Source organism: Micromonospora sp. NPDC049903 (assembly GCF_044460945.1).
Taxonomy (GTDB): Bacteria; Actinomycetota; Actinomycetes; order Mycobacteriales; family Micromonosporaceae; genus Micromonospora.
In genome coordinates this window covers 74,774-81,055 of sequence record NZ_JBITKL010000016.1, presented here as the reverse complement: position 1 = coordinate 81,055, position 6,282 = coordinate 74,774, and the positions used below count along the sequence as shown (strand labels likewise).

Annotated in this window: 7 protein-coding genes and 1 pseudogene; 2 read left to right on the top strand and 6 right to left on the bottom strand. The window is 68.9% G+C overall.

Annotation, left to right across the window (positions count from 1 at the left end; all coding sequences use genetic code 11):
* Positions 1–2,071, bottom strand: a 2,071-nt coding sequence (locus ACIBO1_RS22490; protein WP_396749742.1) for a tetratricopeptide repeat protein, incomplete at its 3' end; no start/stop codon positions are given.
* Positions 2,072–2,151: 80 nt separating this feature from the next.
* Positions 2,152–2,580: a hypothetical protein gene (locus ACIBO1_RS22485; RefSeq protein ID WP_396749589.1), complete on the bottom strand. Its 429-nt coding sequence runs from the start codon at positions 2,578–2,580 to the stop codon at positions 2,152–2,154.
* Between the two features lie 378 nt (positions 2,581–2,958).
* Between ACIBO1_RS22485 and ACIBO1_RS22480 the strand changes: the two are divergent.
* Positions 2,959–3,048: pseudogene (locus tag ACIBO1_RS22480) on the top strand (DNA-binding response regulator); the annotation flags it as partial.
* A 53-nt stretch (positions 3,049–3,101) separates the two neighbouring features.
* On the opposite strand, the gene ACIBO1_RS22475 reads toward ACIBO1_RS22480, so the two are convergent.
* Complete coding sequence (locus tag ACIBO1_RS22475) at positions 3,102–3,752, bottom strand: MOSC domain-containing protein (RefSeq protein ID WP_396749587.1); 651 nt, start codon at positions 3,750–3,752, stop codon at positions 3,102–3,104.
* 179 nt (positions 3,753–3,931) lie between these two features.
* Between ACIBO1_RS22475 and ACIBO1_RS22470 the strand changes: the two genes are divergently transcribed.
* Positions 3,932–4,324: a nuclear transport factor 2 family protein gene (locus tag ACIBO1_RS22470; protein WP_396749584.1), complete on the top strand. Its 393-nt coding sequence runs from the start codon at positions 3,932–3,934 to the stop codon at positions 4,322–4,324.
* Positions 4,325–4,334: 10 nt separating this feature from the next.
* On the opposite strand, the gene ACIBO1_RS22465 is transcribed toward ACIBO1_RS22470, so the two are convergent.
* Genes ACIBO1_RS22465 through ACIBO1_RS22455 form a run of 3 tightly spaced genes read right to left on the bottom strand, consistent with a single transcriptional unit; the run spans position 4,335 to position 6,221 of the window.
* Positions 4,335–4,829 carry a DinB family protein gene (locus ACIBO1_RS22465; RefSeq protein WP_396749582.1) on the bottom strand — a complete coding sequence of 165 codons (495 nt, stop codon included), beginning with the start codon at positions 4,827–4,829 and terminating at the stop codon, positions 4,335–4,337.
* A 10-nt stretch (positions 4,830–4,839) separates the two neighbouring features.
* A complete protein-coding gene (locus tag ACIBO1_RS22460; RefSeq protein ID WP_396749579.1) occupies positions 4,840–5,877 on the bottom strand; it encodes a hypothetical protein in 1,038 nt (345 codons plus the stop codon).
* The gene (locus ACIBO1_RS22455; RefSeq protein ID WP_396749577.1) at positions 5,874–6,221 is read right to left on the bottom strand and encodes a PadR family transcriptional regulator; all 348 of its coding nucleotides are present in this window, start codon (positions 6,219–6,221) and stop codon (positions 5,874–5,876) included. The genes ACIBO1_RS22460 and ACIBO1_RS22455 overlap by 4 nt, the downstream gene beginning before the upstream one ends.
* Between the last annotated feature and the right edge of the window lie 61 nt (positions 6,222–6,282).

Genomic DNA, 6,282 nt, shown 5'->3' with positions numbered 1-6,282 from the left:
GGGTGGTCAGGGTGTCGGGGTGGTCGGGGCCGAGTACTCGTAGTCGGTCGGTCAGAAGTGCTTCGAAGGACGTCACAGCGCCCATCACATCCCCGGCTTCTCCCCGCCATCGGGCTAGCTCGTGGCGGGTGGTCAGGGTGTCGGGGTGGTCGGGGCCGAGTACTCGTAGTCGGTCGGTCAGAAGTGCTTCGAAGGACGTCACAGCGCCCATCACATCCCCGGCCTCCGCGCGCCAATGGATGAGGTTGTTCCGTGTGGTGAGCGTGTGCAGATGGTCTGGTCCGCACACGCGAATGTGTTCGGCGAGCACCGACTCGAACTCGTTGGCGGCACCAGCGGGATCCCCAGCCTGCCCACGCCAATAGGCAAGTTCGTGTGCGGTGGCGAGTGGATCGGGGTGATCTGGGCCGAGCACGCGTAGTCGATCGGCCGATAGCGCCTTCAAGGCCATGACGGCACCAGCCGGGTCCCCGGCTTCCCCCAACCATCGGGCCAGTTCATGGCGGGTGGTCAGGGTGTCGGGATGGTCGGGGCCAAGGACCCGCAGCCTGTCTCTGAGCACCCCTTCAAGAGCGGCAGCGGCGCCCGCTGCATCCCCTGCCTGCGCCCGTCGGGAGGCGAGACAGTGGCGAATAGTCATGCTGTCGAGGTGGTCAGGACCGAGCTGCTGCTGGGCAACAGCCTCAAGGTGCTGGAAGTAGCTGGTCGCGGCAGCGACGAGGCCAGTATCACCGAGGCTGTGTCCGACATTGAGCAGCACGGGGTGGACGCCGCGGTTGGCGGTCCACAGATGGTTGCCGGCCGTTGCATGAAGGGCGATTGCGTTGGCCCGCAGTACCTGAGCGTGGGCAACTGCGCGCTCGACCGGCGGCCAGATCTCTACCAGGGCCTCGGCTGCGGTATGAGCCAGGCCCCCCATGTGGTCGAGGTCCGTGGCGTCACGCACCGCGCGTTGGAGCAGGCCGTGAATCCGGATCGCGGCCGTGGTCTCGTCGGCGGTAATCAGGCTGAATCGGTGCAGTACGTGCACCGCATCGTCAACGTCGTCGCTGCTGACGGGCCGGCCGAGGCGGGTGGTGCAGTAACTGGTCACCGCGCGGGTGAAGAACAGGTCAGCGGGGATGACGTTCGGGTCGAGCAGGGCACACAGTTGCAGGACGGGGCGGGCCACCCCGGTCGGGGTGAGCTGGTCGGCTCGTTCGATGGACAGTTCCCAAGTGGCCGCCACGGTGGTCTGGTGCTGGTCGGGCAGTGCGTGCGGGGCCAGGTCGGCCAGTCGGCGGCGCTGGTCGACGAGTCGTTGTCGGTAGGCGGCGCAGGTCATCCGGGCGCCGCGGTCGAGGATGTACGCCGCCGCCTGCGCCAACGCGAGTGGAAGGTGACCCAGATCGGCGGCGAGGCCATCGACCTCGTCGAGGCGATGCGGCCGGGCGGCTAGCTTCCCCCGCAGATAGTCGGCCGCCTGTGTGGGCGTGAACACGTCCACGTCGACGACCTGCCGATTAGCCAGCAGCGCTGTATCCCGGCGGCGGGTGGTCACGACCGTACGCCCCCACTCCACCGTGGGTGGCCACAGTCCAGTCAGATCATCCGGGTCGACGAGGTCGTCCAGCACGATCAGCCACCTTCGGTCGGTGACTGTCAGCCAGGCCAGCAACCGGGTTGCCCCGTCCTCCGGATTCGGATCAGCCACGCCGGTGACCTCAGCACTGGCCTGTGCATAGCCGCCGATGATTCCCACGCGGGATGTGGCAGTCGCCCATATCAACAGGTCGAGATCACCGTTGGCCGACAGTCGGTGGGCCAGATTCGCGGCGAGCTGGGTCTTGCCCACCCCGCCCAGCCCAGATACCACCTGGCCCACCACCACCGCCCCTGGCTCGGTCACCGCGGCGGCCAACTCGTGGTCGGCGGGACGGTCCTGGCGGCAATGGACCAGAGGAGGCACCACACCGACCCGCACCGGCCAGGTCACCGAACGGATCCGCTGGATATAGGTGACGTTTGTCGTGACCGGCGCGTGGACGCTACCGCCGATGCCGACCGCCCCGGGTCCGGAAACATCGACCATCTCCACGGTCGGACTCTCCGGGATATTTGGGGCCAGGGCCTGATCTGGCTCAGCCGGACGTCTGCTACCGCGTTTGAAGATCACGGTGTGGTGCCTGGACCCGTAACCTTCGTGTGGATCGGTGCGGCGCTATCTCCACCTACCGCAACCGCTCCCGCCCCCGCGGCATTCACCCCGTCGCCAGTATCCGCCGATGCGGACGGTACCGCCCCAGACACCTCTGTAGCGATGTGCCCGCCACTGGTCCCGCCGACCGCGACCGCCCCCATCCCGCCGGCGTTGACCGGCCGAATGGAGGGCGAGGCGCTGGTTGTATGGCGCCAGGTCAGCCAGCCCAACCACACGCCCGCTGCGGCGAGCACGACCGAGGCCAGGCCCACGTTGATAGAAACCCATTTCTCGGCCCGATCCAGCCCCTGCTGAGCGAGCAGGATGCCGCACACGACGGCACCAGCCATCCCGGACACGATGAGGATCGCCGAAATGATCACTTTGAGTGATCGACCCATAGACACATTATGACGGCTGGTTCGGCTATCCGGCCCCATCTCCTCTGTCACCTCGCCGAGTTGGTCAATCGATGACCTGAGCCCATGGTCCAGGCAACATCAAGACGTGCCTGGATCAGGGCGACGATGGCTGATCACCGGCGGCTTATCTGCTCCAGGTCGCGCCGGCGTGTCGTCAGTGGTCAGGTGCCTGATTCGGCTTAGCGGTTGGGCGTAGAGCAGGAACAGGCAGGCGGCTGCCCGGCTCGTCACCGGCGTCGCGGTGTCGGTGAGGTAGCGGCGCAGCAGCGCAAGGCGTCGCTGCTGCGTGGACGAGGCTGCCGGTCGATAGGTCGGTCGTGGTGCGGTCGAATGTCGGGGCAGGTGGCCGTACTCAAGATCAGACCGGTGACCGCCAAGACCCACGTCAACCGCGGCATGGCGAAGCTGCACGCCCGGGACCGCGCGCAACTCGTGGTGTTCGCCTACGGTCGGCCTGGTGGTACCGCGCCGTCACCGATGGACGGTCATCCTCCCGAACGTCACGTCCGCCCGCCCAGGACGTTCCGCAGGTCGTCGGGTAGGCCGTCGATCGCCAGTAGCGTGGGCACCAGTTCCGGCTCGGTCATGTAGGCGCGGAAGGCGTCCGCGATCGTCACGCCGTGGGCCGGCCGGTCCGTCACGGTCACCGCATCACCGGCACGGACCTCACCGGGCTCCAGGACGCGCAGGTAGGCGCCGGGACGGTTCTCGCGGGTGAACGTCTTGAGCCAGTGGGGCTCTGCCATCTTGGCCTGGAACGTGACGCACGGGATGCGACCGAAGGTCGGTTGCAGCACGAGGTCGTCGCCGATGGTCCATCTCTCGCCGATCACCGCGCCGTTCACGTCGACGTCGACCGTCGTGAGGTTCTCGCCGAAGATCCCGCCGGGCAGCAGCCGGCCGAGTCGGGCTTCCCACCAGTCGTAGTCCTCGCGGGCGTACGCGTACACGGCCTGGTCGTCACCGCCGTGGTGCGCGATGTCGAAGATCTGGTCACCGACCAGCCCGCTGTGCAGTCCGGTGGTCTTCGGCCCGGGGGCGCGGACCGCCACGGGACCGTCGACGGGTTGCTTGTTGATGCCGGTGATGCCGACCCTTTTGGCGGTGCTGCGCTCCGGCACGGCCAGGTTGACAGAGAGGATTCTGCCCATGGGCTGCAACCTATCGGCTGTCCGGGGCTCACCGCTCCGGATATTTCTCGCGTACGCGCCGAGGTCGCCGCAGTGCCCGCGACGGGCGTCGCCGGTCCTTTGGCGCGATCCTCCGGACGGACCCGGGTGTCGGGCGAACATCGCCGCCGACGACCCGGTCGAGTGGCAAGCTGGCATCCGTGGACAGGAAACAGGTGACCGGCTGGCTCGCGGCCTACGAACAGGCGTGGCGGACGCCGGGGACGGACGTACTCGCGACGATCTTCACGCCGCAGGCGAGCTACCAGCAGGGACCGTACCGGACACCGGTCGTCGGCCTGCCGGCCATCGCCGCGATGTGGGAGGACGAGCGGACCGGCCCCGACGAGGTGTTCCACATGACCAGCGAGATCGTCGCCGTGGAGGGCGACACCGCGGTGGCGCGGCTGGAGGTCCGCTACGGCGACCGGGTCCCCCAGGAGTACCGCGATTTGTGGATCATGCGTTTCGCCGAGGACGGTCGCTGCGTCTCGTTCGAGGAGTGGCCCTTCTGGCCGACGCAGTCGACCGCCGACCCGGCCGCCGAGAGCTGACCCGGGCTGCTCAGCGTCCGGTGACGCCGTCGACGAGTTCCCGCAGGATGTCGGCGTGCCCGGCGTGCCGGACGGTCTCGCTCGTCATGTGGGCCAGCACCCAGCGCAGGGTGCGCGGGCCGTCGTCCACCGGCTGGGCGGTGCGGCTGTCGATGCCGTCCGCCGCGCGGATGTGTGCGTCGCTCTCGGCGATCGCGCGGCGGTAGTCGTCGACGATCTGCGCTCCGGTGAGGTCCGGGTCGACCACCATGTCGAAGCCGACGTCGGCGTGGCGGGTGTCGCCGGCCAGGGTGTACCCGAACCAGTATCGTTCGGCGTCGGTCAGGTGTCGGACCAGTCCCAGCAGCGTCGTGTCGGAGATGACCAGACGGCGTCGTAGCTGTTCGTCGTCCAGACCGTCGACCTTCTTGAGGACGCAGGACCGGGCGAAGGCGAGGAACGCCAGCGCCGTGTCCAGCTCGCCGCCGTCGTTGAGGGGGACACCTTCGCGTTGCGACTCCAGCATGGATCCGACCCTACGTCGGGGCGGCGACCGGCGGGAGTCGGCGCAGCGCGCGCAGCGCCAGCACGGCGAGGGGTACGCCCACTGCCAGGACGACGACGACCTCCACGGACGCGATCGTGGTGAGTGCGGTGCGCTGGACCTGGTGGTGGTAGTCGGGCAGGGTCGCGGCCCGCAGGGCGACGGTGGCCGCGGCGAGCAGGGTGAGCGCCAGTGACCATGGCAGCGCGCGGGCGGGACGGTGCGGTCCGCGTACGGTCAGGTGGACGGCGATGGCGACGGTGACCGCGGCGCAGGACAGGCCCGGCCAGTCCAGCAGTCGTAGCGCGGGTTCGACCGCCTGGAGGGTGAACAGCGGTACGGGAACCAGGAGGATGCCGATCGGCAGGGCGAGCAGCCACGGTCGACGCGACACCGGTGGGGCGCCCGGGTGGAAGGCCGTCATGCCCAGGAGCAGCAGCACGTCGACGAGCCGCATCGCCCAGGGGGACACGGACAGTGGGGTGTCTCCGGCGGCCTGGGTCACGACGGTGGTGATCGCGGGAGGCACCACGGCGATCAGGGCGATGGCCTGGGCCACGCGCCGCTGCCCGAGGACCAGCGCGAGGTAGGCGGGCAGCCAGGCGTAGCCGGCGAGATTCCAGGTGGTGAGCCAGACGCTCGACGACGTGGCGGGTGTCCAGTCGGAGGCCGGTACGGGCAGCCAGGCGATCTTCCCGGTGAGCCAGAGCGTGACGCCGATGCCGGCGGTGACCATGACGGCGTGGGTCAGCATCGTCATCAGGGTCGCCAGGCGCACGGCCTGACCCCAGGCGTACGAGCGGGGTGACGCGTCCGCGCCGCCGAGGCGCAGCCGGACGGCCAGGGAGACGATGCTGGCGACCTCCGACAGGCTCGGCCGTCCGTAGTCGGCCAGGTATTCGGTGGTCTCGGGGTCGCCGGTGTCCATGCTGTCCAGGAAGGCGGCGACCATGTCGTCCTCCCACTCCTGCCGGTACGCGCTGGGCAGCAGCCGCAGGACGAGCCGGTAGCGCTCCTCCAGCCGGCTCACGAGGACGTTCCTGTGATCGGGTTACGTCGGTCGCGCAGCCGGGTCGAGGCGAGGCGCGCGTTGGCGGCGAGTCGCTGGGCCTCCGCGTCGAGGGCATCGTGGCCGGGCTGGGTCAGCCGGTAGTACCGGCGCAGTCGTCCCTGCCATGCCTCTTCGCGGTCCAACTCGACCAGGCCGTCGCCGACCAGCCGGTCCAGTGCCCCGTACAGCGAGCCGATCTTCAGCTGCACCCGTCCCTGGGACAGTTCGGCTACCTCCGCGACGATCCCGTAGCCGTGACGGGGGGCGTCCAGCAGCGCGGTGAGGATGAAGAAGGCCGGTTCGGTCATCGCCCGAGAACTCATCCACCTAATATAGTGGTAGACAAGATATGATGGGAACAGGAAGCGACGACGTGCGGGAGTG

What these genes read in the sequence shown, in the direction of transcription:
- ACIBO1_RS22455 (WP_396749577.1), bottom strand. Translation starts at nt 6,221, where the DNA reads ATGAGTTCTCGGGCGATGACCGAACCGGCCTTCTTCATCCTCACCGCG.
- ACIBO1_RS22465 (WP_396749582.1), bottom strand. Translation starts at nt 4,829, where the DNA reads ATGCTGGAGTCGCAACGCGAAGGTGTCCCCCTCAACGACGGCGGCGAG.
- ACIBO1_RS22485 (WP_396749589.1), bottom strand. Translation starts at nt 2,580, where the DNA reads ATGGGTCGATCACTCAAAGTGATCATTTCGGCGATCCTCATCGTGTCC.
- ACIBO1_RS22475 (WP_396749587.1), bottom strand. Translation starts at nt 3,752, where the DNA reads ATGGGCAGAATCCTCTCTGTCAACCTGGCCGTGCCGGAGCGCAGCACC.